This is a genomic window from Escherichia sp. 94.0001 (genome assembly GCF_013369155.2).
Classification (GTDB): Bacteria; Pseudomonadota; Gammaproteobacteria; order Enterobacterales; family Enterobacteriaceae; genus Escherichia; species Escherichia coli_F.
The window spans coordinates 11,675-37,731 of the sequence record NZ_JABWMS020000024.1; the positions used below are offsets into that span (position 1 = coordinate 11,675).

Here is a 26,057-nt window from a genome sequence, read left to right on the forward strand (position 1 = left end):
TTTCCGGCACGCTCATCACGAAAAATACTGCTGTAATAGCGGCGTGTCGTGATCCTGATTGGCAGGCGGCATGTTGCCGATAGATTTGGTGCGGAACGGAATCACCTGTTCACAACCATCAACCTTCACAATCTGATAGAACTGCGGCAGGTTGAAGTTGATGAAGCTTGAGCCGTAGGTAAAACGGTCGTGCGATGACGAGTAGAAGCGACTGACGTCACGCACCAGCTCCTCTTTGCTGCCTTCGCAGTGGTGATATACCTCAACCCGGTTGCTTTCGTCGAGAATGTAGATATTAAAGCCATTCTCGTCTTGCGTTTCTTCGAAGAAGAACTGGATGATCCCTTCGCTGGCAAAGCCGTCCACCACCGCCGGTAATTTGACGTGATTGGTTTCAACCTGCACTGACAGGCCGTGCAGTTTGTTATGCGAAATAGCACCATAAAACTCGATGGCATTTTCCAGTTTCTGTACCGATACATTCAGGCGTTCGAAGAATAAGCCCCAGGTTTGACCAGAAACGCGCAGCGCCTTGAAGCGCCCGGTTTCCTGGCGGGTGCTGGAAAGACGCAGTTCAATGCACTCAGAAACCAGTTGCTGCACGCGAGTACGGATTAAGCCGCGCAGATGCTGGCTGTAGCAGAAGACTTCCACGCTATCTGGCGGTGCGGCGTCCTGATGCATTTTGCCGAGAATAGTTTTCAGGGCTTCGATCATCGATTGCTCGCCGTTGAAGTGCAGCGTACGCACTTCGTTCCACGAGTTGCGGTACAGCAGGTCAACGCTACCTACCAGGCAATTTTGATTTTCGCCAAAGCTGAAGACGTCCAGCTTACGGAAATCAAAATGCACCACCTGATTGCGGAACGCAGCTGTCGGGTCATATTCCAGGTTAACGATAATCGCCAGATGGCGAATTTCACACGGGCTGTAGAGCGCTTTTGGCGTCGGTGCAGGCAGGCGCAGCGGGAAATGGTGCGACACATCGGCGACCATCTCCTGCAACTTAGGCAAATCGACAATGCCGTTGCCTTTAATATACAAGCGGGTGCGCGAGGTCAGCAGACCGTTAAACCATGCCCACGCCACCAGTTTATTCAGGTAACGGTTATATTCCAGCGGCTGATGGCTGATGATCGACTCAATATTTGGCGCGCGGTTATACAGATACCAACCTGAACGGTTAGCCCGGCCCGGCGGCACATAAATAAAGGTCAGATTCGGTTCCGAGAGATCGGGCGAAATCTGCGGGTTTACCAGCGTCACTTTACCTGGCAATGCTTCAAACGCGGCGTACAGTTTACGCGTCAGAACACCGATATCCTGTGGGCTGGCGGAGACGCTAAGGTTATTGCGACGCGCAAAGCGGATCAGATTACGGTAGCTCTGCATCATTGCATCGAGCAGCTCGTTGTGCGCCTCACGCACCTGATCAATCTTCCAGTTAGCGCGGTTATCGAGCATTGCAAGACGACCATCGTCCCATTCCCACTCTTTCACTAACTGGGTTAGCACTTCACGACGCCAGCCTACACAGGCGCGTTCACGGCTGAGTTTTTCGCACACTTTTAAATAGAAGCAGCGACGCACTAAATCCAGACGGGTGAAATCTTCAATCGCCGTCAGGTATTCAGTAACACGCTCCAGCATCATGCAGTACGGATCGAGACCAAACGATACAATCTCGCCGTCGTGCAAACGCTGTTTGATATCTTTCGCCAGCAGGCGTGGGTTTGGGTATTCCCAGGAATAGGCTTCCAGCAGCAGTGTTTTCAGCACCGCTTTGTAGGGAGAATCGATACTCTTATAGAGCTGCCAAAGGCTGGCACCAAAGTACTCTTCGGCAGAAAGTGAGCTTAAGCCGCCGAGATCCAGCCATTCATTAGGAGTAAGCACGCCCTGCGCGTAAAGCGTCATCACATAGTCGTCGTAATGCTCTTCTTCGTCACACGGCACCATATTCCACAGAATACGCTTACCGGCGAGACGCACGGCGGTACGATAAAATTCGTCAAGCAGCAGTATATGCTGGGTGGAGCCACAATCTTCGCCCCCCAGACTGCCGCTTTCATTATGTCGGAAACGGTTTTCATCAATCAGGAAAAAACTGACTTCTACGCCCAGCGAGGCGGCCCAGCTTTCCAGCAGGCTGCATTTACGTTGCAGTAACTGGCGCTCTTCGCTATCGAGCCAGGATTGATGGCAGACCCAGATATCCAGGTCAGAGGAACAACTTTGCCCTACGGACGAGGTGCTGCCCATGGTGTATACACCAGTAATTGGAAGCTCACCTTTCGGTGGGTCCTGTACTGACATTCCACGATACAGTTCAAGCTCGTTCAGGTAGTGGCGTTGAGTTTCATCAGGCGTGTAAAGGCAAATGCCTTTGGGAACGTTACCATCAAGGTAACCCGGCATTAGCGGATGGTGATAGTGCAACAATGTCGGCAGTAGACTGTAGACCTGTTGGAATGCAGGCCCCATAGCAGCAAGCGCGCGATCCACGCGCAATTGATTTATGGCATCCAGTCTCTGTTTCAGAGTCTCAATATAGAGGTACAAGACGTATCGCCTGATTTGCTACCCGTCATGACTGTGATTCCGCCAACATCAACGGTAACACGCGGCATTCGGGATATTTCGTATGTCAAAGGTAACCGTTACCACTTTTCGTGCCTGGTTTTTTTAGTTTCACGACGAAAAAATGGTCTAAAACGTGATCAATTTAACACCTTGCTGATTGACCGTAAAGAAAGATGCGCTACATACAAGTGTAGCACCGTTTATTCTCTGTAAATTCCTTATTACGACGGCGTGAAACGCCTGTCAGGATCCACTGCCAGACCTCATTTTACGGTTTGCGCAGGCGTCTACGTTTCACCACAACACTGACATCGCTCTGGCAAGGATGTTAGGATGGACCACGGATGATAATGACGGTAACAAGCATGTTAGACAATGTTTTAAGAATTGCCACACGCCAAAGCCCACTTGCACTCTGGCAGGCACACTATGTCAAAGACAAGTTGATGGCGAGCCATCCGGGCCTGGTCGTTGAACTGGTACCGATGGTGACGCGCGGCGATGTGATTCTTGATACGCCGCTGGCGAAAGTAGGCGGAAAAGGCTTATTTGTAAAAGAGCTGGAAGTCGCGCTCCTGGAGAATCGCGCCGATATCGCCGTACATTCAATGAAAGATGTGCCGGTTGAATTCCCGCAAGGTCTGGGGCTGGTCACCATTTGCGAGCGTGAAGATCCTCGCGATGCCTTTGTGTCCAATAACTATGACAGTCTGGATGCGTTACCGGCAGGCAGTATCGTCGGGACGTCCAGTTTACGTCGCCAGTGCCAACTGGCTGAACGCCGCCCGGACCTGATTATCCGCTCCCTGCGCGGCAACGTCGGCACTCGCCTGAGCAAACTGGATAACGGCGAATACGATGCCATCATTCTTGCCGTAGCCGGACTAAAACGTTTAGGTCTGGAGTCACGAATTCGCGCCGCACTGCCACCCGAGATTTCTCTTCCGGCAGTAGGGCAAGGTGCGGTAGGTATTGAATGCCGCCTTGATGATACACGCACTCGCGAGCTGCTTGCCGCGCTGAATCACCACGAAACTGCACTGCGTGTTACCGCAGAACGCGCCATGAATACCCGTCTCGAAGGCGGATGTCAGGTGCCAATTGGTAGCTACGCCGAGCTTATTGATGGCGAAATCTGGCTGCGTGCGTTGGTCGGCGCGCCGGACGGTTCGCAGATTATTCGCGGTGAACGCCGCGGTGCGCCGCAAGATGCCGAACAAATGGGGATTTCGCTGGCAGAAGAGCTACTGAATAACGGCGCGCGCGAGATCCTTGCTGAAGTCTATAACGGAGACGCCCCGGCATGAGTATCCTGGTCACCCGCCCGTCTCCCGCAGGAGAAGAGTTAGTGAGCCGTCTGCGCACACTGGGGCAGGTGGCCTGGCATTTTCCGCTGATTGAGTTTTCCCCGGGTCGGCAATTACCACAACTTGCCGATCAACTGGCAGCGCTGGGAGAGAGCGATCTGTTGTTTGCCCTCTCGCAACACGCGGTTGCTTTTGCCCAATCACAGCTGCATCAGCAAGATCGTAAATGGCCCCGACTACCTGATTATTTCGCCATTGGACGCACCACCGCGCTGGCACTACATACCGTAAGCGGACAGAAGATTCTCTACCCGCAGGATCGGGAAATCAGCGAAGTCTTGCTACAATTACCTGAATTACAAAATATTGCGGGCAAACGTGCACTGATATTACGTGGCAATGGCGGTCGTGAGCTAATTGGGGATACCCTGACGGCGCGCGGTGCTGAGGTCACTTTTTGTGAATGTTATCAACGATGCGCAATCCATTACGATGGTGCAGAAGAAGCGATGCGCTGGCAATCCCGCGAGGTGACGACGGTCGTTGTTACCAGCGGTGAAATGTTGCAGCAACTCTGGTCGCTGATCCCACAATGGTATCGTGAGCACTGGTTACTACGCTGTCGACTTTTAGTCGTCAGTGAGCGTTTGGCGAAACTCGCCCGGGAACTGGGCTGGCAAGACATTAAGGTCGCCGATAACGCTGACAACGATGCGCTTTTACGGGCATTACAATAACTCTCATAACAGGAAGCCATAATGACGGAACAAGAAAAAACCTCCGCCGTGGTTGAAGAGACCAGGGAGGCCGTGGACACCACGTCACAACCTGTCGCAACAGAAAAAAAGAGCAAGAACAACACCGCATTGATTCTCAGCGCGGTGGCTATCGCTATTGCTCTGGCGGCGGGCGTCGGTTTGTATGGCTGGGGTAAACAACAGGCCGTCAATCAGACTGCCACCAGCGATGCCCTGGCTAACCAACTTACGGCACTGCAAAAAGCCCAGGAGAGCCAAAAAGCCGAGCTGGAAGGCATTATCAAGCAACAAGCTGTACAGCTTGAGCAAGCGAATCGTCAGCAAGAAACGCTGGCAAAACAGCTGGATGAAGTCCAACAAAAGGTCGCGACTATTTCCGGCAGCGATGCTAAAACCTGGCTGCTGGCTCAGGCTGATTTCCTGGTGAAACTCGCCGGAAGGAAGCTGTGGAGCGATCAGGACGTCACGACCGCTGCAGCGTTGCTGAAAAGTGCAGATGCCAGCCTGGCGGATATGAATGACCCGAGTCTGATTACCGTTCGTCGGGCAATTACCGATGATATCGCCAGCCTTTCTGCGGTATCGCAGGTGGATTATGACGGCATCATCCTTAAGCTGAATCAGCTTTCTAATCAGGTAGATAACCTGCGTCTGGCCGATAATGACAGCGATGGTTCACCAATGGATTCCGACGGTGAAGAGCTTTCCAGTTCCCTCAGCGAATGGCGTATCAATCTACAAAAAAGCTGGCAGAACTTTATGGACAACTTCATTACGATTCGCCGTCGTGATGACACCGCCGTACCACTGTTAGCACCGAATCAGGATATCTATCTGCGCGAAAATATTCGCTCCCGCCTGCTGGTCGCGGCACAAGCCGTACCGCGTCATCAGGAAGAGACTTACCGCCAGGCGCTGGAGAACGTCTCCACCTGGGTTCGTGCTTATTACGATACTGATGATGCCACCACCAAAGCGTTCCTCGACGAGGTGGATCAGCTAAGTCAGCAAAATATCTCGATGGATCTCCCGGAAACTCTGCAAAGCCAGGCGATGCTGGAAAAACTGATGCAGACCCGCGTGCGTAACCTGCTGGCACAACCGGCAGCAGGGACAACGGAAGCTAAACCTGCACCTGCACCTGCACCTGCACCTGCACCTGCACCTGCACCTGCACCGCAAGCTGATACTCCGGCAGCCGCGCCGCAAGGAGAATAACCATGCTAAAAGTGTTATTGCTCTTTGTGTTGCTGATTGCGGGGATCGTGGTCGGCCCGATGATTGCCGGTCATCAGGGTTACGTGCTGATCCAGACCGATACCTACAATATCGAAACCAGCGTCACGGGCCTGGCGATCATTTTGATTCTGGCGATGGTAGTGCTGTTTGCCATTGAGTGGCTACTGCGGCGGATCTTCCGCACAGGCGCGCACACCCGTGGGTGGTTTGTCGGACGTAAGCGTCGCCGTGCACGTAAGCAGACCGAACAGGCGCTGCTGAAACTGGCGGAAGGCGATTATCAGCAAGTTGAAAAGCTGATGGCGAAAAATGCCGATCACGCGGAACAACCGGTGGTGAACTATCTACTGGCTGCCGAAGCCGCGCAACAACGTGGTGATGAAGCACGCGCCAACCAACATCTGGAACGCGCAGCGGAGCTGGCCGGCAACGACACAATTCCGGTAGAAATCACCCGTGTACGTCTGCAACTGGCCCGTAATGAAAACCATGCAGCACGTCACGGCGTTGATAAGCTGCTGGAAGTTACGCCACGCCATCCGGAAGTATTACGTCTGGCGGAACAGGCGTATATCCGCACTGGTGCATGGAGTTCGCTGCTGGATATCATCCCATCAATGGCAAAAGCCCACGTTGGCGATGAAGAGCATCGTGCAATGCTGGAACAACAGGCATGGATTGGCCTGATGGATCAGGCGCGTGCCGATAACGGTAGCGAAGGTTTGCGTAACTGGTGGAAAAACCAAAGCCGGAAAACGCGTCATCAGGTGGCGTTACAGGTGGCAATGGCGGAACATCTTATTGAATGTGACGATCATGATACTGCCCAGCAAATTATCATCGACGGCCTGAAACGCCAGTATGACGATCGCCTGCTGCTGCCGATCCCGCGTCTGAAAACCAATAACCCGGAACAGCTGGAAAAAGTGCTGCGCCAACAGATCAAAAACGTGGGCGATCGCCCGTTGTTGTGGAGCACACTGGGTCAGTCGCTGATGAAGCACGGCGAATGGCAGGAAGCATCGCTCGCCTTCCGCGCGGCGCTGAAACAACGTCCGGACGCCTACGATTACGCATGGCTTGCCGACGCGCTGGACAGACTGCACAAGCCGGAAGAAGCCGCAGCGATGCGTCGCGATGGCTTGATGTTAACGTTGCAGAACAACCCGCCACAGTAGCTCTTTCTCACCCGGAGGCAAGCACCTCCGGGGCCTTTCTGATATATAAAAAAACGCCTGCTCTTATTACGGAGCAGGCGTTAAAACAGGTCTGTATGACAACAAGTGGGTGCTTCACTCAACGTTGTGTCCATGGTGTCTGATGAGGCATAAGCGACATCTGTCAGTGGACGATAAGCACCGTAAACGGCTCTGCGTCATTCCGGAGTTTATGAGGCACTAAGGCGAACATAAGAGATGGAATGAGCATCTACTCGTTTATTATGCCACAGAGAACCGGGAAATAACATCCCTTAACACTTGTTATGAGATAATTCTGTAATCCTCTTTGCTTCCTGAGTAATAACTTCCTGAGTGAATATTTCTCCTGCGCACGATTCTACACATATATATAATGAATAATAAAAGTCATTCAATTAATAACATATATATTAATTGCTGTTAAAACTAAAAACAGCATCAATAATCAACGCGATATAACATCACCGCCTTACATATCACCTGCGCCAGAGGTAGGATTGAAAACGCTCTCCTGATTTTCCAATTCATTATCTGGATAAATAAATAATTTATTTTCATCACTATTATTTATGCAATCATCCTGTCAGGGAGAGGGATCTCAATTATCAATGCTTAATTACGTCAACATTTTGACGACATGAAACCGGAGCATTTTGCATGGAATTTTCGTTTTCACCCAAACTTCTTGTTGTGGCTGTCGCCGCCGCTCTTCCACTCATGGCCAGCGCAGCAGATACCCCGTCAACCGCCACCGCACGCAAAGGCTTTGCCGGATACGATCACCCAAACCAGTATCTGGTTAAACCGGCGACCACTATTGCCGACAACATGATGCCGGTGATGCAGCATCCTGCACAAGACAAAGAAACCCAGCAGAAGCTGGCAGAACTTGAGAAAAAAACCGGTAAGAAACCGAACGTGGTTGTTTTCTTGCTGGATGATGTGGGCTGGATGGACGTTGGCTTTAACGGCGGCGGCGTGGCGGTGGGTAACCCTACACCAGATATCGACGCCGTTGCCAGCCAGGGGCTGATTTTAACTTCGGCGTATTCTCAACCGAGTTCTTCCCCAACCCGCGCCACGATTCTTACCGGACAATACTCCATCCACCACGGCATTCTGATGCCGCCAATGTACGGGCAACCGGGCGGTCTGCAAGGGTTAACCACCCTGCCGCAATTGCTGCACGATCAGGGCTACGTCACCCAGGCCATCGGGAAATGGCATATGGGGGAAAACAAAGAGTCGCAGCCGCAGAACGTTGGATTTGATGATTTCCGCGGCTTTAACTCGGTATCCGATATGTATACCGAATGGCGTGATGTTCACGTCAACCCGGAAGTCGCCCTGAGCCCGGATCGTTCTGAATACATCCAAAAACTGCCGTTCAGCAAAGATGACGTTCATGCCGTGCGCGGCGGTGAACAGGAAGCCATTGCCGACATTACGCCGAAATATATGGAAGACCTGGATCAACGCTGGATGGAATATGGCGTTAAGTTCCTCGACAAGATGGCGAAGAGCGATAAGCCTTTCTTCCTCTACTACGGCACTCGCGGCTGTCACTTCGATAACTACCCGAACGCCAAATATGCGGGTAGCTCTCCGGCACGCACCTCGTATGGCGACTGCATGGTGGAGATGAACGATATCTTCGCCAACTTGTATAAAGCGCTGGAGAAAAATGGTCAGTTGGATAACACGCTGATCGTCTTTACCTCCGATAACGGTCCGGAAGCTGAAGTTCCGCCGCACGGTCGCACGCCGTTCCGCGGTGCGAAAGGTTCTACATGGGAAGGCGGCGTTCGTGTGCCAACCTTCGTTTACTGGAAAGGGATGATCCAACCGCGTAAATCTGACGGTATTGTCGATCTGGCGGATCTCTTCCCTACGGCGCTGGATCTGGCAGGACATCCTGGAGCGAAAGTGGCGAATTTAGTACCGAAAACCACCTTTATTGATGGTGTGGACCAGACATCTTTCTTCCTGGGAACAAATGGTCAGTCTAACCGTAAGGCCGAGCACTACTTCCTCAACGGCAAACTTTCTGCTGTGCGTATGGATGAGTTCAAGTATCACGTCCTGATTCAGCAACCTTACGCTTATACCCAGAGCGGATATCAGGGTGGATTCACCGGCACAGTAATGCAAACGGCGGGATCGTCGGTGTTTAACCTGTACACCGATCCGCAGGAAAGCGACTCCATCGGCGTCCGCCATATTCCGATGGGAGTACCGCTACAGACCGAAATGCATGCGTATATGGAGATCCTGAAAAAATATCCGCCGCGCGCGCAGATTAAATCTGATTAAGCCGGCGCTATCGCTACATCGGGCCACACTGACCTTGCCGGATGCGGCGTGAACGCCTTATCCGGACTACAAGCCTTGCAAATTCAATAAATTGCAGCGTCCTATAAGCCGGATAAGATGCGTCAGCATCGCATCCGGCAATCAACCGCAGTCGGCCACAAAATGGCTGCTTTTTTACTTATTCACCACCATCAAATGCGCCTGCATAATGTCGCTGGCCGGGCGACCGTGCGCCAGCAAATCAGCCATTGCTTTAAGATATGGCGGTAGATAGCGGAAATAACGCTGATACCCGGCACACAAATAATTCAGCCCCGGCTTACCGCTGGCATCGAGCATAAAACGGTGTTTCGGGCAGCCTCCCCAACATGCTTTTAACACGTTACAACTGCGACACTGCGCCGGTAACTGCTTAAATTTATCTTCTCCAAACACCTGCTGCTGCGGGGAATCTACCATTTCTGCAATTGTTTGCTGAAGCATATTCCCCAGTCGATATTGCGGATAAACATAGTGATCGCAGGCGTAAACGTCGCCGTTGTGTTCGACAATCACCGAGCGTCCACAGGTCGGCTGATGATGGCAAACCGCACCCGGCGCACCGACAAAATTGGCAAACGCCCATTCGATATTCATCACGAAAATCTTGCCGACGTCACGTTTGATCCAGTGGTCAAAAATTGCCACCAGAAACTCACCGAACTCATCGGGGCGCACCGACCATTCTGTCAGTTCCCCCTGAATATCACCAGGCGCATGTAATTTCAGTCCATTGCGGGCAGCTGTTTCATCAGCCAGGCGCTCCACCACCGGAATAAACTGGATGAACTCCACGCCTGCATTGCACAAAAAATCATAAACCTGTAACGGTTGCTGCGCGCTGGTGCGGTTGACACAGACCAGCACGTTATAGTCGACATGATGTTTTTGCAGGAGCGTCAGGGCACGCATCACCAGCTTATGCGTGGGTCTGCCACCTTTGGTCACGCGATATTGATTGTGGATCTCAGCCGGACCGTCCAGCGATAACCCAACAAGAAAATGATTTTCTGCCAGAAATGCACACCATTCATCATCGAGCAGCACACCGTTAGTCTGAAAGCTGTTACTTACCTTCCTACCAGCACCATATTTCGCCTGTAGCGCCACGGCACGGCGGTAAAAATCCAGCCCGAGTAACGTTGGTTCGCCGCCCTGCCAGGTAAAAGCCACTTCGTTTTGGGGTTCGCTGGCAGCGATATAGTGACGGACATACGCTTCCAGCGTGTCATCGTCCATATGCGCAACTGGCTTTTCGCGGTAAAGGGATTGTTTTTCGAGATAAAAACAGTAGTCACAGTTCAGATTACAATCGGAACCGCTTGGTTTCGCCATCACATGAAAAGCACGCGTTGGAACCTGTTGCAGCATGGTCGCTCCTTGCCTGAAGTCATCCTTCAATACGTTAAGGGCGAAATCATACCGTGTAGCAATGAGTGACTACGGGCGTTTCTTGCGAAGGGAGAGTGATGAAATGCACAGAAAACAAAAAACCCCGCCGAAGCGGGGTTCAAAATTGGTCGGCGAGAGAGGATTCGAACCTCCGACCCACTGGTCCCAAACCAGTTGCGCTACCAAGCTGCGCTACTCGCCGAAATACTGCTTTTTGAATTTTTAGTTCAATTCTTTAAAGTCGTGGTGCGAGGGGGGGGACTTGAACCCCCACGTCCGTAAGGACACTAACACCTGAAGCTAGCGCGTCTACCAATTCCGCCACCTTCGCATTGTCACAACTTCTAATAATGGGGTGGCTAATGGGATTCGAACCCACGACAACTGGAATCACAATCCAGGGCTCTACCAACTGAGCTATAGCCACCACTACAAATCTTGTTACGCGGTATTACTACCACCGCAGCTCAAGCGCCGGGACTAAATGGCGCGCCCGACAGGATTCGAACCTGAGACCTCTGCCTCCGGAGGGCAGCGCTCTATCCAGCTGAGCTACGGGCGCTTAGCGCCGTTGCGGGGGTGGATAATACGGACTTCCCACCCCTCTGTCTAGTCCCTTTTTAAATAAATTGCGCGTTTGGTTACGGTTTGTGCGTTTTGCTGCTTATTCCTCCAGTTTATGCGCTTTACCGTGGCGATTAAGCCCAAAAACTTTATAAATCGCCGTCACCGCCAGCATAAAGATGATGCCGACAAACAGCGACATACGCGTATCTTCATTAAAGTACATGCCGATCAAAACGCAAATCAGGAATGCCATTGTTACGTAGTTGGCCCACGGGAACAGGATTGAGCGGAACGGATGGCTGGCAATCGCCGCTTTATGCGCACGACGAAAACGCAGCTGGCTTATCAATATCACAAACCATGGCACCATCCCCGGAAGCACGCTGGCACTGTAGACGTAGACAAACACGCGCTGCGGATTGGGAATGACGTAGTTCAGGCACGAGCCAATTAACAGAATAGCAATTGATACCGCCACGCCTGCAACTGGAACACCTTGACGGGAAACTTTTGCCATCGCCGCCGGTAACTGACGGTTTTTCGCCAGCGCGTAGAGCATACGTCCGCAACTGTACATGCCGCTGTTACAGCCAGAGAGCGCAGCCGTCAGCACCACAAAGTTGATAATACCCGCTGCTGCGGTAATACCGATTTTGGCGAAAGTCAGTACGAACGGGCTGCCGTTGCTGCCAATTTCATTCCACGGGAAGATGGTGACAATAACGAAAATCGCACCTACGTAGAAAATCAGGATTCGCCACAGCACTTTGCCTACGGCACTGCGCAGCGTCACCTGCGGATTCTTCGCTTCACCGGCCGTAATGCCAATCAGCTCCACGCCCTGGTAAGACGCCACCACAATACACAATGCGGTCAGGAACCCTTTCCAGCCACCCGCAAAGAAACCGCCATGCTCTGTGAGATTGCTAAAACCAATCGACTGCCCGCCATTGCCAAAGCCAAAGAAAATCACGCCCAGGCCAATAACAATCATCACGATAATCGTGGTGACTTTGATCATCGCGAACCAGAACTCGATTTCGCCGTACAACCGCACTGCCGCCAGATTCGCCAGTGCCACCAGCGCCACCGCAATCAATGCCGGTATCCACTGCGCCATCTCCGGGAACCAGAACTGGACATAAACGCCAATGGCGGTGATTTCTGAGATCCCCACCGCCATCCACATAAACCAGTAAGACCAGGCGGTGAGATAGCCAAAAAACGGGCTCATATAACGATGCGCATAAACGGCGAACGAACCGGTAACCGGTTCGAGGAACAACATTTCGCCCATTGAGCGCATAATGAAAAAGACGAACAGTCCGGCGATGATATAGGCCAACAATACGGATGGCCCGGCCCATTTCAGGGTACTGGCGGCCCCCATAAACAGGCCGACGCCAATGGTGCCCCCCAGGGCGATGAGTTCGATATGTCGAGCTTCCAGCCCACGCTGTAGCTCTGGTTTGTTATCTGCCATAAATCCTCGTGTTGTGTTTGCATGCTTTCCGGTGTTACCGGTTATCGTTATGGGTACATCGAGTGTTGCGAATGTTTTCGTAATTCAGGAGAAATGGCAAATAAAGCATTAAAAATTTGAATGCTTTGTGTAATAAAAAGACAGGCAGGCGACGAAGTGACCACTCCGTCGCTTTACAGAGAGAGGAAAATCAGAGGTTGCCGGTGTAATGCCAGCGTAAATAACGCAGCAAACGAAGCTGACGCTTAATGCGGCTCGGCTGCGAAAGCAGGCGGTAGAGCCACTCCAGCCCCAGCGTTTGCCAGATTTTCGGTGCGCGTTTCACGTGACCGGTGAAAACATCGTAAGTCCCGCCAACGCCCATATACAGCGCATCCGGATGCACCAGACGGCAGTCGCGCATGAAGATCTCCTGCTTTGGCGATCCCATCGCAACGGTGACGATTTGCGCTCCGCTGGCATGAATGCGTTCAAACAGCGCCTGACGCTGCTCGGGTTTAAAATAACCATCCTGACTGCCAACGATATTCACATTCCACTGTTTGCGCAGTTTAGCTTCAGTTTGCGCTAGCACTTCAGGTTTACCGCCCACAAGAAATACCGGCGTCCCTTCTTTGCCTGCGCGCGCCATCAGCTCTTCCCAGAGATCGGCCCCGGCAACGCGGGAAACCTGCGCCTGCGGGTACTTTTTACGTACTGAACGTACAACGCTGATGCCATCAGCATATTTAAATTCGGCAGCATTAATTAACTCCCTGACCTCGGCGTTATCTTCAATGGTCAGCATTTTTTCGGCATTAATGGCAACCAGCGTTCCCTGCTTAAGCTGCCCGTCAGCAAACAGATAATCGAGGGCGTGCTGCATATCACGCCAACCAATCAACTGTAAGCCACGCAGCGTATAGGTCGGTGCTGTGGTGTTGTTATTCATTGTTATCCTTCAACCTGCGTCCGGAGCGATGATTTTGTACGTTTATGAATGAGTCCGGCGCTTTCAAAAAGCCAGTACAACAGTTTTGCGATCATCAGACATGCGCCGAAGACCACGATAAAAAAGACCACGCGTGAGACAAACGAATCCAGCCCTTCACGCGCCAGTACGATCATATTGAAGATCGCCCCGAAGCAGAAACTGTGCAATATCGCAGCCTTATAGCGATTAGTTTCGCGATTGCCCAGTTCATACAGCCAGTCGAACCATTTGATGATTAGTCCAACCACAATCGCCCCGAGCGGGATGAACAACGCGCCGCCCATAACAACCAGTGAGCCTATAAGCGTAGGCGAGATCGCCAGCCCGGAGTGGTTATTCAGCACTTCCCAGGTAAAGTAGTTGGCGGAGTTCAGTACCATACTCGGGCGACCCGGCCACAGCCAGGAAGGGATAAAGACATAGAAATCGCGGACAATGGGAGCCAGGCCCTGGAAGTCGATGTTGTCGTAGTTCTGCAACAGCAATGCCAGATTCTCCCACGGCGAAAAGGTATCGCGGGTGAGATAGAGAAACGTATAGAACGCTTCATCGCCGCTCACATTCATTCCATAGCGTTTTAGCGCCAGCCAGAACATGCCCACAATCCCCAGCACGCCCGCCGCCGCCAGCATCCACAACGAAATCCAGCCGCGAATAATGCCAATAAACAGGAAGATAGCAAATGCGATGATGATATTGGCGCGAGTGCCGCCGACAATCATGTAAGTCAGCAAGCCAAAGGCGACCGTGCTGACGAGGAAAAACAGCCACGCTTTGCTGTCCTGGCGCAGAAAGTAGACCACCAGCATCGCCGGGATGAAAAAGTAAAAGAAACGTTTTAACGCCACGCCGGAGACTTCACTGGAGAAGATCTGACTGTAGGAGTTAAGCCGGAACAGCAAAAATCCGTTGTGCATGAAGAAGATGCCGACGCTCACCAGTGCAATGCCCATCAGAATCACCCATGTGAGATTGGTCTCCACGCGGTTCATGGTAAACAATGGGCGGCGCGGTACATCGGTAGTGCGTTTGCGTAGGCGGGTTTTGTAAGTGACGTAGTAAACCGCATAGAAGCAGCCCGCAGAAAGCAACGCCTGTAACAAGATTTCTGGCGGCGCGACACCAACATCAAAGCGAAATACCAGCACGCTGGTCAGCGGAAAGCCGAAGAAAAAGGTGAGCAAAAACAGCAATGAAAAGAAGACATTGAAGTTAAAGCGCACACGGCGAAACTCAAACCAGGTCAGCGTGGCGATAAACAGCGTGCAGAGCAGCCAGACAACAAACAGGCCACTGAATTGCAGCAGACTCATGCGACCTCCCCGGCGACAATCGCCAATGCCCGCTGCCAGCCTTGCAGATAGTTCGGGCTAAAGAAGGCAATGGTGTTTTTATCCACCGACGCCAGCTGGCGCTGCGCTTCACGCACAATATCCTCGTTGAGATCGTCGGTAGTAAACAGCACCGGCAAATGCTGTTCCGTCATATCCTGCCAGAACGGATTTTCCCGGTTAAGCACACAAGGAATACCCGCCTGAATCAGTAAGCACAGCGTACCAATGCCCTGCTGGCGGGCAAAAATAAAGTAACCGAGATCGCACTGACGAAGTAGCGCCAGATAGGCATCAAATTCCAGTTTTTCGCTCAGAACTTGCAGATTTTCTTCGCTGAATAACGCCAGCCCCGCCTGGCGAACTTCATTGATATATGCATCGTTATTGGGTGGATATCCCATCGGCACCACGACTTTTACCGTATCGCCAAATTGCTGATGAACGGCGCGTAAGGCGGCGACATGCTCATTGCTGCGGTCACCGGAGTTCCCCACCAGAATGGTCATTTTCCCTTCACGTTGGCGATCGTTCGCCATCGTATTGAGAGAAGGGTCCATCCGCGTCGGGAAGTACAGCAGTTCGCCCCGCACCTTTGGATGCGTTTTGGCAAAAAAACTCAAATCACCGCGGGTGGCAAATACACAGCCGACTCGCTTTTGCGCCAGGCGACGCAACGGGTAAAAAAGCTTATATCTCAAGCCACTGGAAAGCTCATACAGGTCTGCCCCCCAGATATGCCAGAAAAACTGGCTGGGCTTAATGCCACCACTCAGCAGAGCCAGCCACAGTTTGGGATTGAACTGACCGTGGAAAAAAAATCGCTGCTGACGGTTAGCTTTTGCTTTCGCGATGACCGCTTCCGCCAGCGATTTTTTCCCAGGAAAAAATTGCACAGAAAGCGCCGGACAGCTATCACTTAAGCCGTCGTCCTTGCCAACAACCATAAACTCGCGCGCATGCTCGCTCGTCGCGGCCAGCACGTCGTTGAAAAACCGCAGAACGGTTCGGTTATGGTGAGGGATATCCGATCCCAGTACGTGAATCAGTACAGTCATGCCCGCCTACGCCAGAGTAAAAACACGCCACAACAAAGAGAAAAATAGACGATATAGGTTGCCATATAGGCCTGCGCCGCGCCCAGTGCACCATGCGCAGGGATTAGCCAGTGGGCAAATACCATCAATAAAGTGAACTGGCTGACTTCCGCCAGAATATAAAACCGCAGTGACGCTTTGGCGATCACCAGATAACCAAAGACATAAGCGCCCACTTTTAACACATCACCCACTAACTGCCAGGCAAAGAGATCGCGCATAGCGGTAAATTTATTCGACAACAGCAGCCAGATAGCAAAATCACGCAGCAACCAGACGGTAAAACTCGCCGCCGCCACTGCCGGTAAGACGAATTTCAGCGATTTAACCACTTCCCGGGTGATATCGCGCTTTTCCGTTAGCCGCGACAACGTGGGCAGCAAATATACGCTGAACGATGCCGTAATAAATTGCAGGTAGGCATCGGAAATACTGCTCACCCCTTGCCAGATACCCACTTCATCCCAGCTATACTGCGCCGCCAACAGTTTACGCATCATGATGTACGCAACGGGCAAGGTCACCGACGTAATCAACGCCATGAGCGTAAATTTGCTCAACTGCCCTGCCAGGCCGTTATCCCAGCTGGGTTTCAGATAGCTTAACGGGATGGCACCACGTTTGATCAACATGATGACGGCAGGAATCACCACCAGCGCGGGAATCAACGCCAGCCCCAGCAACGCCCCTTCATAACCACCCAAACGGTAACTGACGTAGTACGCGAGAACGCCAATCAGGCTGCCGACAATCAGGGATAACGCATTACCTGCGGCATCGCGAAAGCCTTTCATCAACGCCAGTAACAGGTTGCCCCAGGCGATCCCCATTTGCACCAGCGCCACTAAACGCACCAGCCCCACATAGTCGGTATTACCAAACAATCCCTGGCTAATTGGGGCTGCCGCCAGCACAAAAACCAGCGCCATCAGCGTAGAGAAGCCAAGTACCATCGCTGATGAAGTGCCGACCACGCGACGCAGCTGCTGCGGATTATCATGGTACTGAGCAACGTATTTGGTTACGCCATTAAAGATGCCCGCCCCGGCAAGCACGCCGAGCACGGTAATCAACTGGCGGAAATTTGCCGCCAGCCCAAGCCCCGCAGGACCAAATGACACCGCCAGCAACTTACCGACTAGTAACCCGGCACCAATCTTGACCAGTGTACTGGCCGCCGTCCACAAGGACGCTTTTGCCAACGACATATCAGGAGAAGTAATTCAACAAGGTCGCAATTACCGTACGCTGATTGACGGGCGACAGGTTGTAGAACAGCGGCAGGCGCAGCAGGCGCTCGCTCTCTTTGGTGGTGTAGCGATCTTCACCGTGGAACTCACCAAAGCGTTCCCCCGCAGGGCAACCGTGCAGCGGAATGTAATGGAACACCGCCATGATTTCCGCTTCTTTCAGAAAGTTAATCAACGCGCTCCGGTCATCAATATCCCGCAGTTTAATGTAGAACATATGCGCGTTCTGCACGCAGCCATCGGGAATCGACGGCAGCTCGATACGCCCGGCTTTCGCCAGAGGTGCTAACGCATCGTAGTAGTTTTGCCACAGCGCCAGACGTTGCTGATTGATACGATCCGCTGCTTCCAGTTGCGCCCACAGGTACGCAGCTTGCAGATCGGACATCAAATAGCTGGAGCCAATATCGCGCCAGGTATATTTATCGACCTGACCACGGAAGAACTGGCTGCGGTTTGTGCCTTTTTCACGGATGATCTCGGCTCGTTCGATTAACGCTTTATCGTTAATCAGCGTCGCGCCGCCTTCACCGCCCGCCGTGTAGTTTTTGGTTTCATGGAAGCTAAAGCAGCCAATATGACCAATGGTTCCCAGCGCACGCCCTTTATAAGTGGACATCACGCCCTGAGCGGCATCTTCCACCACAAACAGATTATGCTTTTTCGCCAACGCCATAATGGTGTCCATTTCGCAGGCCACACCCGCGTAATGAACCGGCACGATAACGCGCGTTTTGTCGGTGATCGCTGCTTCAATCAACGTTTCGTCGATGTTCATGGTGTCCGTGCGAACATCCACAAAAACGATTTTTGCGCCACGCAGCACAAAGGCATTGGCGGTGGAGACAAAGGTGTAGCTCGGCATGATCACTTCATCGCCAGGCTGGATATCGAGCAGCAGCGCCGCCATCTCCAGCGAAGCGGTGCAGGATGGTGTCAGTAACACTTTGGCGCTGCCAAAACGTTGCTCCAGCCACTGCTGGCAGCGACGGGTAAAACCGCCATCGCCACACAGTTTGCCGCTACCCATTGCCGACTGCATATAGTCGAGTTCGGTTCCCACCACCGGCGGTGCGTTAAATGGAATCATGTGATCACCTGTATAACCAGTACGCGGTGCTTTCTACATTCGCACCACTTTGTATGTATCGTTTAAGCGCGGCGGTGTTGCCCATCTGGGTCGCCACCCGCAAAGTTGTTTTACCGCGAGCATACGCCCAGTTTAGCGCTGTTTGCATCAGCTCAGCACCTGCACCGCGTCCAGCCAGCAGGCCAATTCGCGCATCTGTCGCATTGAGTTCCCGTAAAGAGACATAGCCGCGAATATCGCCGGACGCCGAACGTAAAATGAGGCATTGATGATCAAAGGTGCCGCGCACGGCATTTTCAACCCACTGCGCATAAAAGCGACCGCTGGCGTCAGGCGCATACCACGGCGCACGAAAACGGCTTTGCGCAAATGCGGCACTGGCTAACTGACGTAATACGGGAATATCTGTCTCTTGTGCCACTTCTGCGCCGCTATCACTGACATTGTTCACGGGTAGCGCCAAATCAACTTCACCTTCAACCAGGCAGAATCCCAGCTGTTGCAAGGCATCCAGCTCAACAGTATTTGATGCAGCAATTTTGGCCTGCACTCGTGACCACGGCGCTAAAGCGTCTGGCGTCAGGAGTGGCGCATCAGGAGTGAGATGCACGATAGCGCTGTTAACGCCAAAGAAGGCATTTTCCCAGGTTAGTGGTTCAATACTGGCGCGGACGGGCACGGAGTAACTCCAGCAGATATTGGCCGTAGCCAGTTTTCGCTAATGAACTGGCAGCACGCTTCACACCTTCGTCATCGAGCCAGCCGTTACGCCAGGCAATCTCTTCCAGGCAGGCAATCTTAAAGCCCTGGCGTTTTTCCACCGTCTGTACAAAGGTACTGGCTTCAATCAGGCTGTCGTGTGTGCCGGTGTCCAGCCAGGCAAATCCGCGCCCGAGCAGTTCAACGGTCAGGTTGCCTGCCTCGAGGTACATCTGGTTGATGGAGGTAATCTCCAGTTCACCACGCTCCGACGGCTTCACCTGCTTTGCGTACTCCACAACTTTACTGTCGTAGAAATAAAGCCCGGTCACCGCCCAGTTTGATTTTGGCTGTTTTGGCTTTTCTTCCAGAGAGATAGCGCGGAAATTGTCGTCAAACTCCACGACGCCAAAGCGTTCTGGATCCATTACCTGATAGCCAAATACCGTCGCCCCTTGCGTGCGCGCCGCAACATGACGCAGCTTCGGACTGAAGCCCTGGCCGAAGAAGATGTTATCGCCCAGCACCAGACAAGATGGTTCACCATTAAGGAAGGTTTCACCGATGATAAATGCCTGCGCAAGACCGTCCGGGCTGGGCTGTTCGGCATATTCCAGCTGGATACCGAACTCACTACCATCGCCCAGCAGGCGCTGGAAATAACCTTTATCTTCCGGCGTGGTGATGATGAGAATTTCGCGGATACCGGCCAGCATCAGCACCGACAGCGGATAGTAAATCATTGGCTTATCGTAAATCGGCAACAATTGCTTCGATACGCCGCGCGTAATCGGATGCAATCGGGTGCCGGAACCGCCCGCCAGGATAATACCTTTCATGTTTGCCTCCGCTGAGAATTAGCCGTTCAGACCTAAACGCTCACCCTGATAGCTGCCGTCCTGCACCTGCTTCCACCAGCTTTCATTAGCCAGATACCACTGCACTGTTTTACGCATTCCACTTTCAAAGGTTTCCTGCGGCAGCCAGCCAAGTTCACGGGCAATTTTCGAAGCATCAATGGCATAGCGTAGGTCATGCCCTGGACGGTCAGCGACAAAGGTGATCAGATCGCGATAGTGCGCCACACCGTGCGGTTTATTCGGGGCCAGTTCTTCCAGCAGCTCGCAAATGGTTTCCACAACCTCGAGATTCTTACGCTCGTTGTGACCACCAATATTATAGGTTTCACCGACTTTCCCGGTGGTCACCACGCAATACAGCGCGCGGGCATGATCTTCAACATATAACCAGTCACGGATTTGCTGCCCATTGCCATATACTGGCAGCGGTTTACCCGCCAGCGCGTTGAGGATCATCAGCGGGATCAGTTTTTCCGGAAAGTGGTAAGGACCGTAGTTATTAGAGCAGTTGGTAATCAACGTCGGTAGACCGTAGGTCCGCAGCCAGGCGCGCACCAGATGGTCGCTGCTTGCTTTTGAAGCAGAATAAGGGCTGCTCGGCGAATACGGCGTGGTTTCGGTGAAGAAATCATCTGTGGAATGCAGGTCACCGTATACTTCGTCGGTGGAGATATGATGAAAACGGAACGCCGATTTTTTGTCTTCTGCCAGCGCATTCCAGTAAGCCCGCGCCGCTTCAAGCAGTGTATAAGTCCCGACAATGTTGGTTTCGATAAACGCTGCCGGGCCGTCAATAGAACGGTCAACATGGCTTTCAGCTGCCAGATGCATAACGCAGTCTGGCTGATGTTCTGTGAAAATGCGCGCCAACTCTGCCCGATCGCAGATATCAACTTTCTCAAAGGCAAAGCGATCGCTTTGCGCGACTGGTGCCAACGACATCAGGTTTCCGGCGTAGGTCAGCTTATCGACCACCACCACCGCATCGTTCGTCTCGTTGATGATATAACGCACCAGCGCCGAGCCAATAAACCCGGCACCGCCTGTTATCAGAATCTTTCTCATTAGCGCCAGACTCCTTTGGCATCGACGACATACTGCTGATGGACGTTGTCGCCATTGATAACTTTGAACTGACTATGATCGACCAACATCACCAGCACATCTGCCGTTGCCAGCGCCTCGTCAAGCTGCGCCAGAGTACAAAGCCCATTCAGTTTGTTCGGCAACTGGTGAATGTTAGGCTCAACAACCAGCGTTTCGCCGCTGTGCCACTGAGCGATCAATTCAGCGATTTCCATCGCCGGACTTTCGCGCAGGTCATCAATATTCGGTTTAAACGCCAGACCAAAGCAGGCAATTTTCAGCTCACTGGCGCGTTTATCGGTAGCGGCCAGGCAGTCGGCAACCGCCGCTTTGACCTGATCAATCACCCAGAACGGTTTGTGATCGTTCACTTCGCGCGCGGTACGGATAAGCCGCGCCTGCTGCGGATTCTGTGCCACGATAAACCACGGATCAACAGCGATGCAGTGGCCGCCCACGCCTGGGCCAGGCTGAAGAATATTGACGCGTGGGTGGCGATTCGCCAGGCGAATCAGTTCCCAGACGTTAATCCCCTGATCGGCACAAATCAGCGACAATTCATTAGCAAAAGCGATATTCACATCGCGGAAGCTGTTCTCGGTGAGTTTACACATTTCCGCCGTCCGTGAGTTAGTGACGACACACTCACCTTCGAGGAAAATTTTGTACAGTTCGCTGGCACGGGCCGAACAAACCGGCGTCATACCACCAATCACGCGATCGTTTTTAATCAGCTCGACCATAACCTGGCCCGGTAACACTCGTTCCGGGCAGTAAGCAATGTTGACGTCCGCCTGCTCGCCCACCTGCTGTGGGAAAGTCAGGTCCGGACGCATCTCTGCTAACCATTCTGCCATCTTCTCGGTTGAACCCACCGGCGAGGTGGACTCAAGGATCACCAGCGCGCCTTTTTTCAGCACTGGCGCAATGGAGCGAGCAGCCGATTCAACGTAAGCCATATCAGGCTCATGATCGCCTTTAAACGGCGTGGGTACAGCAATCAGCCAGGCATCCGCTTCAACCGGCGTCGTGCTCGCTCGTAAAAAACCGCCTTCTACGGCAGTTTTTACTACGCTCGCCAAATCAGGCTCGACGATATGGATTTCGCCACGATTGATGGTATCAACCGCGTGTTGGTTGATATCAACACCAATCACCTGTTTTTGCCGGGAGGCAAACGCTGCCGCCGTTGGCAGTCCAATGTAACCCAGTCCAATGACAGAAATGGTCGCAAAACTCATAGTGATATCCGATTATTTTTTAACGCTTCCAGAATGCGAGAGCATGCCTGACCATCACCATACGGGTTATGGGCGCGGCTCATGGTTTGATATTCGTTTTCGTCTTTTAAAAGACGCGTCACTTCCTCGACGATTCGCTGCTTATCCGTGCCGACCAGACGCACCGTACCCGCCTTCACTGCTTCCGGACGTTCAGTGGTTTCACGCATCACCAGCACTGGTTTCCCCAGCGAAGGCGCTTCCTCCTGAATGCCACCTGAATCGGTCAAAATCAGCCAGGCGTGGTTCATCAGCCAGACAAACGGTAGATACTCCTGGGGATCGATCAGAATGACATTTTTCACGTGCCCCAGAATGCGATTGACCGGCTCTCTGACGTTCGGGTTGAGATGCACCGGATAGACAATCTGAATGTCCTGGTGAGTGGTGGCGATGTCTGCCAGCGCATGGCAGATTTCTTCAAAGCCACGACCAAAACTCTCACGTCTGTGACCGGTCACCAGAATCATTTTTTTATCAGGGTCGATAAACGGATAATTTGCCGCCAGTTCTGAACGCAGCGTATCGCTGCTCATCACCTGGTCACGCACCCATAACAGTGCATCAATAACGGTATTACCGGTAATGAAGATTCGGCTGTCAGCAACGTTTTCACGCAGCAAGTTTTGCCGGGAAGTTTCGGTTGGAGAGAAGTGATACATCGCCAGATGCCCGGTCAATGTACGGTTAGCCTCTTCCGGCCACGGCGAATAGAGATCGCCCGTGCGCAGACCAGCCTCAACGTGACCAACAGGAATACGCTGATAAAACGCCGCCAGGCTGGTTGCCAGCGTCGTCGTCGTATCGCCGTGAACCAGCACGACGTCTGGTTTGAACTCGGCAAGAATAGGTTTTAGCCCTTCCAGAATCCGACAGGTTATCTCTGTCAGACCCTGTCCTGGCTGCATTATGTTGAGATCGTAGTCAGGTACAATGGAAAAGAGTTTCAGCACCTGATCGAGCATCTCCCGATGCTGCGCAGTGACGCAAACTTTAGCCTCAAAAAAAGGATCTTTTGCCAACGCATGCACCAACGGCGCCATCTTGATGGCTTCCGGGCGCGTACCAAATACAGTCAGTACTTTCACATCGATTCTCTTCGAATAAGCGGCGAGCGCCTTTGCGCTCACCGCAGCAGTGTTGCTATTTCGAGCAACGGCGGGTTAATGCGACACCAGCCCCGATCAGCCCCCCGACAATGCCCCACATAATCATCAGGAAGGCACGACGTGGGCTATCGCGTTTTACCGGTTCTTCCGGCGTACGCAAATAGCGATAGGTCTGAAAACGCGGATCCAGGGTTGGACCAACATTCAGGGTGTTTAACATGGCCCGATTCTGATCATAGTCGAGATCAAAGGCCGGACCGACGGCCTGTAAATTTTCCAGTCGCGCCTGGAGCATTGGACGCCCAAGCAGGAACATTTCTGAATCAGGCAATTCCTCGGCAGGTACATCTGTCGCACTGCGCGAAATATTATGCTGCTCAGCAATTTTCAGCGCCTGTTCAATGCTGTTCATCCGGCGGTCGTAGATGGCTTTCGCCACTTCTTCCTGACGCTTCACCTGAGCTTTCATCTGGATGGTACGCGCCGCCCATGCGCCTTTCAGCTCATCATTCAGATGGCTGGCTGCTCGTTGGCTGGCAAACGCAACATACTGACGTAACAGGTTATTAGCGTCAGGCGCGGTTTCGGCAATCAGCTTAACGCTATCATTGACCGCACGCGTGAAGTCACCGGGAATAAACACGATGTTGTTAATCATTTCATCCAGCAACGCCGCATCGGCTTTGCTGTTCCCGACCATCCGCTGTTTATAATAGTCTGTCTGCAACCAGAAATCGCGGCGGGTATCCCACGAGGCCAGTTGCATAACAAACTCTTTATAGGCTTCATCCATGACCGATGGTTGGTCGGCAGAAGCCATGTTCGAACGGACGTCCAGGTTACGCAAAAATTGCTGCTGCGAGTAGTATCCTCCCAGCATATTCACTGTTGGACGATCGGTAATCGCCGTCGAGCTCCACTCCTGACGAGCAAAAAAAGTATACGCCAGCGCGATTAACGCAAACGCCAGCCCCATGCCAATAATCCACAGCTTCCCAGCCCACAAGGTACGAAACAACCCACGAATATCCAGTTCATTTTCAGCGTCTTCGGCCGGTTTCCCAGGCATTGGTTGTGTCATCACATCCTCATTTATTTGGTTAAATTGGGGCTGCCACCACGATTTCTACGCAGTCTGCGTTTTACGCGCTTAATAAAGCGAGCAACTTTCCAGGCACGCTTAATGCAATATCCATAGAGGAAGAATGCTAGCAAAAAGAGCACCAGCATGACCCACTCCGGGACAAAATGAGAATATTCTGCCAGCACGCCAATGGAAGCGAGCAGTGCCGCGGCAAGGGTAATCAGCACAAACGCCTGGCGGGAAGTAAACCCAGCACGCATGATCAAATGGTGAATATGCTGACGGTCAGGAGAGAATGGGCTCATGCCTTTACGCAGGCGACGGTACATAATCGCCACCATATCCATTAGCGGAATGGCGATGATCCACAAAGCGGTAACCGGGCTGATGGGATGGGTTTTGCCCTGGGTCGTTTCGAGCAGGATCCAGATAACGGTAAAACCAATCAGCGTACTGCCCGCATCACCCATAAAGACTTTGTAGCGGCGACCCAGGATACCAAGGTTAAGCATGATGTATGGCAGGATGGCGGCGATCATCGCAAAGCACCAGATTGCGAGGCTGGTTTGCCCGTCGAACCACAAAATCATACCGATTGCTGCAAACGAGACGCAGGACAACCCGCCCAGCAAGCCATCAATACCATCAACCATGTTGAACGCATTAATGGCCGCCCAGACGGCAAATAGCGTCAGGAAGTAACCAAACGGTCCGAGCACCATCTCCCAGGAGCCAAAGATATAACCCAGGCTACTGAGATAAAGTTTGCCGAACACCATCATAACAATGCCAACAGCGGCCTGTATGGTGGCACGGATTTTTACGCTGATATCAAAACGGTCATCCAGCGCACCGATAAACACCAGTACACCAGCACAAGCGAGATAGAGAGATGCATGCGGAATATAGTAATCGACAATTCCGAACGTGAAGCAAATCCCTGCGTAAACCGAAATACCCCCAACGAGTGGTATCAACCCCTGGTGACGTTTGCGGAAGTTTGGTTTATCCACTAAACCGACTTTTTTTGCCACCTTACGGGCAAAAAACAGAAACAGTGTCGTGAATAAAAAAATACTGATGAGATCAGTACTCACTGTCAGTAAATTCACAATGCATGCTCTCAGAGAAAATTATTAGCAGAAGTATAACCACGAAGACCTTTATTCAGAAGGGAAAGTCCGTTCCGAACCCACCAGTCCTGTGCAAAAATTAACCACTTGATATGCAAATTGCATAACACACCAGCAAATTCCAGGAATTTTCCTAACATCGCCAGCGCGGCATTAAGATTACAGATATAAAAGCAAAACGCCAC

General features: G+C 52.3%; 20 protein-coding genes and 4 tRNA genes. 5 read left to right on the forward strand and 19 right to left on the reverse strand.

Translation table 11 applies throughout. The annotated features are described in order from the left end of the window. Window positions 1-15 precede the first annotated feature (15 nt). Window positions 16-2,562 carry a class I adenylate cyclase gene (gene cyaA / locus HEN33_RS13160; RefSeq protein ID WP_176262855.1) on the reverse strand — a complete coding sequence of 849 codons (2,547 nt, stop codon included), beginning with the start codon at window positions 2,560-2,562 and terminating at the stop codon, window positions 16-18. Between the two features lie 386 nt (window positions 2,563-2,948). Here cyaA and hemC point away from each other — a divergent pair, with 386 nt between their 5' ends. The 5 genes from hemC to aslA all read left to right on the forward strand — a co-directional run bounded on the left by hemC (window position 2,949) and on the right by aslA (window position 9,399). Next, window positions 2,949-3,890, forward strand: a complete 942-nt coding sequence (hemC, locus tag HEN33_RS13165; protein ID WP_001303155.1) for a hydroxymethylbilane synthase — start codon at window positions 2,949-2,951, stop codon at window positions 3,888-3,890. Further along, window positions 3,887-4,627 (forward strand): uroporphyrinogen-III synthase, encoded by a 741-nt coding sequence (hemD, locus tag HEN33_RS13170; RefSeq protein ID WP_000026064.1) that lies wholly within the window; start codon window positions 3,887-3,889, stop codon window positions 4,625-4,627. The genes hemC and hemD overlap by 4 nt, the downstream gene beginning before the upstream one ends. Window positions 4,628-4,648: 21 nt before the next feature. Then, window positions 4,649-5,866 (forward strand): uroporphyrinogen-III C-methyltransferase, encoded by a 1,218-nt coding sequence (gene hemX / locus HEN33_RS13175; protein ID WP_000139105.1) that lies wholly within the window; start codon window positions 4,649-4,651, stop codon window positions 5,864-5,866. A 2-nt stretch (window positions 5,867-5,868) separates the two neighbouring features. Further along, a complete protein-coding gene (gene hemY, locus HEN33_RS13180; RefSeq protein ID WP_000921814.1) occupies window positions 5,869-7,065 on the forward strand; it encodes a protoheme IX biogenesis protein HemY in 1,197 nt (398 codons plus the stop codon). A 678-nt stretch (window positions 7,066-7,743) separates the two neighbouring features. Then, entirely contained in the window at window positions 7,744-9,399 is a 1,656-nt protein-coding gene (aslA, locus tag HEN33_RS13185; RefSeq protein WP_000395858.1) for an arylsulfatase AslA, read from the forward strand. Window positions 9,400-9,573: 174 nt separating this feature from the next. Here aslA and HEN33_RS13190 read toward each other — a convergent pair whose 3' ends face one another. From HEN33_RS13190 to wecA, 18 genes are all read right to left on the reverse strand, one after another. After that, window positions 9,574-10,809 carry an anaerobic sulfatase maturase gene (locus tag HEN33_RS13190; RefSeq protein WP_176263588.1) on the reverse strand — a complete coding sequence of 412 codons (1,236 nt, stop codon included), beginning with the start codon at window positions 10,807-10,809 and terminating at the stop codon, window positions 9,574-9,576. Window positions 10,810-10,955: 146 nt separating this feature from the next. Then, window positions 10,956-11,032, reverse strand: a tRNA-Pro gene (locus HEN33_RS13195). A 42-nt stretch (window positions 11,033-11,074) separates the two neighbouring features. After that, window positions 11,075-11,161 (reverse strand) — tRNA-Leu (locus HEN33_RS13200). Between the two features lie 20 nt (window positions 11,162-11,181). Beyond that, window positions 11,182-11,257, reverse strand: a tRNA-His gene (locus HEN33_RS13205). Between the two features lie 58 nt (window positions 11,258-11,315). After that, window positions 11,316-11,392 (reverse strand) — tRNA-Arg (locus HEN33_RS13210). Between the two features lie 102 nt (window positions 11,393-11,494). Beyond that, window positions 11,495-12,880: a bifunctional threonine/serine APC transporter ThrP gene (thrP, locus tag HEN33_RS13215; RefSeq protein WP_176263589.1), complete on the reverse strand. Its 1,386-nt coding sequence runs from the start codon at window positions 12,878-12,880 to the stop codon at window positions 11,495-11,497. A gap of 190 nt (window positions 12,881-13,070) precedes the next feature. Then, the gene (gene wecG, locus HEN33_RS13220) at window positions 13,071-13,811 is read right to left on the reverse strand and encodes a lipopolysaccharide N-acetylmannosaminouronosyltransferase (RefSeq protein WP_176263590.1); all 741 of its coding nucleotides are present in this window, start codon (window positions 13,809-13,811) and stop codon (window positions 13,071-13,073) included. A gap of 2 nt (window positions 13,812-13,813) precedes the next feature. Then, window positions 13,814-15,166 carry an ECA oligosaccharide polymerase gene (wzyE, locus tag HEN33_RS13225; protein ID WP_000055118.1) on the reverse strand — a complete coding sequence of 451 codons (1,353 nt, stop codon included), beginning with the start codon at window positions 15,164-15,166 and terminating at the stop codon, window positions 13,814-13,816. After that, window positions 15,163-16,242 carry a TDP-N-acetylfucosamine:lipid II N-acetylfucosaminyltransferase gene (gene rffT / locus HEN33_RS13230; protein WP_176263591.1) on the reverse strand — a complete coding sequence of 360 codons (1,080 nt, stop codon included), beginning with the start codon at window positions 16,240-16,242 and terminating at the stop codon, window positions 15,163-15,165. The genes wzyE and rffT overlap by 4 nt, the downstream gene beginning before the upstream one ends. Then, window positions 16,239-17,489, reverse strand: coding sequence for a lipid III flippase WzxE (gene wzxE / locus HEN33_RS13235; RefSeq protein WP_176263592.1), 1,251 nt, complete (start codon window positions 17,487-17,489; stop codon window positions 16,239-16,241). The genes rffT and wzxE overlap by 4 nt, the downstream gene beginning before the upstream one ends. Before the next feature lies 1 nt (window position 17,490). Further along, entirely contained in the window at window positions 17,491-18,621 is a 1,131-nt protein-coding gene (rffA, locus tag HEN33_RS13240) for a dTDP-4-amino-4,6-dideoxygalactose transaminase (RefSeq protein WP_176263593.1), read from the reverse strand. A 4-nt stretch (window positions 18,622-18,625) separates the two neighbouring features. Continuing rightward, window positions 18,626-19,300: a dTDP-4-amino-4,6-dideoxy-D-galactose acyltransferase gene (gene rffC, locus HEN33_RS13245; protein ID WP_032304146.1), complete on the reverse strand. Its 675-nt coding sequence runs from the start codon at window positions 19,298-19,300 to the stop codon at window positions 18,626-18,628. Continuing rightward, a complete protein-coding gene (gene rfbA / locus HEN33_RS13250) occupies window positions 19,278-20,159 on the reverse strand; it encodes a glucose-1-phosphate thymidylyltransferase RfbA (protein ID WP_000676063.1) in 882 nt (293 codons plus the stop codon). The genes rffC and rfbA overlap by 23 nt, the downstream gene beginning before the upstream one ends. 18 nt (window positions 20,160-20,177) lie before the next feature. Beyond that, window positions 20,178-21,245, reverse strand: coding sequence for a dTDP-glucose 4,6-dehydratase (gene rffG, locus HEN33_RS13255; protein WP_001226575.1), 1,068 nt, complete (start codon window positions 21,243-21,245; stop codon window positions 20,178-20,180). After that, window positions 21,245-22,507, reverse strand: a complete 1,263-nt coding sequence (gene wecC / locus HEN33_RS13260; protein WP_000006603.1) for a UDP-N-acetyl-D-mannosamine dehydrogenase — start codon at window positions 22,505-22,507, stop codon at window positions 21,245-21,247. Before wecC ends, rffG begins: the two co-directional genes overlap by 1 nt. Beyond that, window positions 22,504-23,634, reverse strand: coding sequence for a non-hydrolyzing UDP-N-acetylglucosamine 2-epimerase (wecB, locus tag HEN33_RS13265; RefSeq protein ID WP_001364316.1), 1,131 nt, complete (start codon window positions 23,632-23,634; stop codon window positions 22,504-22,506). Before wecB ends, wecC begins: the two co-directional genes overlap by 4 nt. A gap of 55 nt (window positions 23,635-23,689) precedes the next feature. Beyond that, window positions 23,690-24,736 (reverse strand): ECA polysaccharide chain length modulation protein, encoded by a 1,047-nt coding sequence (gene wzzE, locus HEN33_RS13270; protein ID WP_001355381.1) that lies wholly within the window; start codon window positions 24,734-24,736, stop codon window positions 23,690-23,692. Between the two features lie 11 nt (window positions 24,737-24,747). Next, window positions 24,748-25,851 (reverse strand): UDP-N-acetylglucosamine--undecaprenyl-phosphate N-acetylglucosaminephosphotransferase, encoded by a 1,104-nt coding sequence (gene wecA / locus HEN33_RS13275; protein WP_001050960.1) that lies wholly within the window; start codon window positions 25,849-25,851, stop codon window positions 24,748-24,750. Window positions 25,852-26,057 lie beyond the last annotated feature (206 nt).

Bases quoted from the DNA above. Each gene is read 5' to 3' on its own strand.
- aslA (WP_000395858.1), top strand. From the start codon at position 7,744: ATGGAATTTTCGTTTTCACCCAAACTTCTTGTTGTGGCTGTCGCCGCC.
- wecG (WP_176263590.1), bottom strand. From the start codon at position 13,811: ATGAATAACAACACCACAGCACCGACCTATACGCTGCGTGGCTTACAG.
- wzzE (WP_001355381.1), bottom strand. From the start codon at position 24,736: ATGACACAACCAATGCCTGGGAAACCGGCCGAAGACGCTGAAAATGAA.
- hemD (WP_000026064.1), top strand. From the start codon at position 3,887: ATGAGTATCCTGGTCACCCGCCCGTCTCCCGCAGGAGAAGAGTTAGTG.
- rfbA (WP_000676063.1), bottom strand. From the start codon at position 20,159: ATGAAAGGTATTATCCTGGCGGGCGGTTCCGGCACCCGATTGCATCCG.
- hemY (WP_000921814.1), top strand. From the start codon at position 5,869: ATGCTAAAAGTGTTATTGCTCTTTGTGTTGCTGATTGCGGGGATCGTG.
- thrP (WP_176263589.1), bottom strand. From the start codon at position 12,880: ATGGCAGATAACAAACCAGAGCTACAGCGTGGGCTGGAAGCTCGACAT.
- hemC (WP_001303155.1), top strand. From the start codon at position 2,949: ATGTTAGACAATGTTTTAAGAATTGCCACACGCCAAAGCCCACTTGCA.
- wzxE (WP_176263592.1), bottom strand. From the start codon at position 17,489: ATGTCGTTGGCAAAAGCGTCCTTGTGGACGGCGGCCAGTACACTGGTC.
- wecC (WP_000006603.1), bottom strand. From the start codon at position 22,507: ATGAGTTTTGCGACCATTTCTGTCATTGGACTGGGTTACATTGGACTG.
- hemX (WP_000139105.1), top strand. From the start codon at position 4,649: ATGACGGAACAAGAAAAAACCTCCGCCGTGGTTGAAGAGACCAGGGAG.
- HEN33_RS13190 (WP_176263588.1), bottom strand. From the start codon at position 10,809: ATGCTGCAACAGGTTCCAACGCGTGCTTTTCATGTGATGGCGAAACCA.
- rffG (WP_001226575.1), bottom strand. From the start codon at position 21,245: ATGAGAAAGATTCTGATAACAGGCGGTGCCGGGTTTATTGGCTCGGCG.
- wzyE (WP_000055118.1), bottom strand. From the start codon at position 15,166: ATGAGTCTGCTGCAATTCAGTGGCCTGTTTGTTGTCTGGCTGCTCTGC.
- rffT (WP_176263591.1), bottom strand. From the start codon at position 16,242: ATGACTGTACTGATTCACGTACTGGGATCGGATATCCCTCACCATAAC.
- rffA (WP_176263593.1), bottom strand. From the start codon at position 18,621: ATGATTCCATTTAACGCACCGCCGGTGGTGGGAACCGAACTCGACTAT.